Source organism: Mesorhizobium sp. B2-4-17 (assembly GCF_006441275.1).
Classification (GTDB): Bacteria; Pseudomonadota; Alphaproteobacteria; order Rhizobiales; family Rhizobiaceae; genus Mesorhizobium.
The window spans coordinates 1-1,007 of sequence record NZ_VFUX01000078.1 but is presented as its reverse complement, the minus strand read 5'-3'; the positions used below and the strand labels follow the sequence as shown (position 1 = coordinate 1,007).

At 57.1% G+C, this 1,007-nt stretch carries 1 protein-coding gene; it reads left to right on the top strand.

Annotated features, from left to right (window positions below; genetic code table 11):
• Positions 1 to 56 precede the first annotated feature (56 nt).
• Entirely contained in the window at positions 57 to 1,007 is a 951-nt protein-coding gene (locus tag FJ548_RS29710; protein WP_140779801.1) for an IS481 family transposase, read from the top strand.

The following is a 1,007-nucleotide window of genomic DNA, read 5'->3' as shown; positions in this document are numbered from 1 at the left end:
TGTTTGATCCCGAGCTTTAATGGTGCGATATTTTCTTCCGACTGGAAGGATGCGTTATGGGACAAGTTCTGCACGGCCGCGCCACGACGACAGAGGCAATCCGTCGAGCAATACAAAATAGTCAAGAGAGCCTGAGGGCGCTGGCCAGGCGCTACGGGATCGATCAGAAGACGGTTCGAAAGTGGAAGAACCGAACCTCGACCGCCGATCTTCCGACAGGCCCCAAGGACCCGAAGTCGACGGTGTTGTCTGTGGAGGAAGAGGCGGCCATCGTCGCCTTTCGCAAGCACACGCTGCTGCCACTGGATGATTGTCTCTATGCCCTTCAGCCGACGATCCCGCATCTGACACGCTCGTCCTTGCATCGTTGCCTTCAACGCCATGGTATTTCGCGATTGCCGCAGGTGGATGGTGACAAGCCGGCCAAGAAAAAGTTTCAGGCCTATCCGATCGGCTATTTCCATATCGATATCGCCGATGTGCAGACCGCCGAGGGCAAGCTGCGTCTCTTCGTTGCCGTCGACCGGACGTCCAAGTTCGCCTATGCGCAGCTACACGCGACGGCGGACAAGATGACGATGATCCAGTTCCTGCGAGATCTGATCGCGGCCGTGCCCTATGCCATCCACACCATTTTGACCGACAACGGCATCCAGTTCCCCAACCGAAGCTGCGACCGCCATGCCCCCCGGCATATCTTCGATGATGTCTGCGCCGACCATGGCATCGAGCACCGGCTCACCAAGATCAACCATCCCTGGACCAACGGCCAGGTCGAGCGGATGAACCGAACCATCAAGGACGCGACCGTCAAGTGCTTCCACTATGACGATCACGATCAGCTGCGCCGACACCTCGCCGACTTCATCTCAGCCTACAATTTCGCACGCAGGCTCAAGACCCTCAAAGGCCTCACGCCTTATGAGTTCATCTGCAAAATCTGGAAAAAAGAGCCCGAACGGTTCAGACTCGACCCGGTCCATCAAATGCCGGGACTAAACACCTAG

Excerpts from the sequence above, each read along its gene's own strand:
- FJ548_RS29710 (WP_140779801.1), top strand. The coding sequence starts at position 57 with ATGGGACAAGTTCTGCACGGCCGCGCCACGACGACAGAGGCAATCCGT.